The organism is Providencia sp. PROV033, assembly GCF_028484855.1.
Lineage (GTDB): Bacteria > Pseudomonadota > Gammaproteobacteria > Enterobacterales > Enterobacteriaceae > Providencia > Providencia alcalifaciens.
The window spans coordinates 1-1,587 of sequence record NZ_JAMPSW010000199.1; the positions used below are offsets into that span (position 1 = coordinate 1).

Consider the following 1,587-nt stretch of genomic DNA (forward strand, 5'->3'; position numbering starts at 1 on the left):
GAACAATATATTTTAAATAATCATTTATATTGGACTGTGTTTGTAAATAATCTATTCCATAAAAATTCATAGAGACATCTTTCCTGATTGTTTACGATATTAATTTTTATCATAGTGACTTATTGCCATTTCAGCGTCGATGTTAAATAACAATTAGTGTGAAGCGGGCACTATTACGTTCTCAAATTTATGTCTCCCCTGCTAACCAAAGTATACATTCACTTGCGGATAATCTATAAGCGATAATTGTAATTTGATAGGGCAAAATTACCCTTTTAACACTATTGACTTTGCTGAAATTTCTTATTATTTATAAATAATAGACTTGTTTCAATAGGCATTACCACGAGAAAATAAAGAGGAATATTTATGAATAAAGTTCTGATTTCTGCTTGTATACTGACTTCAAGTATTCTGTCATCCAACGCATTAGCTGCCGACAAAGTCACCTCGACACCCGAAAATATGACATGTAAAGAGTATGTGGACCTGAATCCTAAAAGTTGGGCTCCAGTTGCCTTGTGGGTAACATCACAAGACACTCAATTTAAAGGCGGTGATTGGGTGGCGCTATCTGAAAAAAGCGTTGCAGAAGCACCTTTAATTCTTGAATTTTGCAAGAAAAAACCAGAGGGAACCTTAAAAGATTACCTCGCTAGTAAGAAATAAGTTTTCTTAATCTCGAGTAGCCACAGTTTACATCTGCGGCTACTCGTATGACTGACTGTTAGACTCATCTTTCTACTAAACCAAGCGTTAATGACAATAAAATAAATTATTTTTCACTCAATCATAATATTTAGCCTAACTGTGGTTAATTATAGCGTCTGTGGCTTAAATATAAAATCATCGGTTGCTGTGATATTCTAATTTTGATAGGTTATAGTTTCCGTTATCTAATACTAAATATATTTAATGAAACTCATTACCTTATTTTTTTGTTTTTTTATTATTGCAGGGTGTTCATTCAATCCAACGTTTGAGCCAAATAAATCAACGTGGCCAAAGCAACATAAAGACGCGCGTTCAGATGAGCAAAAGAGAGTTGATAGGGACGCCGTTCATGAGCAACAAAGAGCTATTATGCGTGGTGAAAGACCCGATTATGGTGTATTTGAGCGCTATTAATATTTGAATAAGTATTATCTAATGCGGTGTATTTTAATTAGCTGAGAAGGTGCTAACTAAAAATTTTGTAGCTATGTTATGATTTTACTTAAGACTAATAACTGTGGATATAAAATATGAAAGATCATCACATATCTGAATGGGCAAAGGTCCGTGAAACTTCAATTGAGATTGCTCAAGCCATATTTGAATTAGCTAAAGGGAATGAGGTGTTAGCTGAAAAAATTTGGGAGGAAGGGTCTGATGAAGTACTTCCACTGGCATTTTCTAAGACAACAGAAGACAAATTGTTTTGGGGTGAGCAAACAATAGAGCGTAAAAATATTTAACTGTATTTTAATGTCCTAAAGGGGTTTGTTTATATCAGCAAAGTTGATGTGGAAAAACTCACAATCGCTCATAAAATAAGCAGAGCTCGGTTTGCTCAATACAAGGCTACGCACCGCGTAGCTTTTTTTA

General features: G+C 34.3%; 2 protein-coding genes. Both read left to right on the plus strand.

The window, feature by feature from the left end; all coding sequences use genetic code 11:
* Positions 1-369: 369 nt before the first annotated feature.
* Positions 370-669, plus strand: coding sequence for an HdeA/HdeB family chaperone (locus tag PSF16_RS17305; protein WP_006660038.1), 300 nt, complete (start codon positions 370-372; stop codon positions 667-669).
* Between the two features lie 575 nt (positions 670-1,244).
* Entirely contained in the window at positions 1,245-1,457 is a 213-nt protein-coding gene (locus PSF16_RS17310; protein WP_006660036.1) for a YccJ family protein, read from the plus strand.
* The last annotated feature ends 130 nt before the right edge of the window (positions 1,458-1,587 follow it).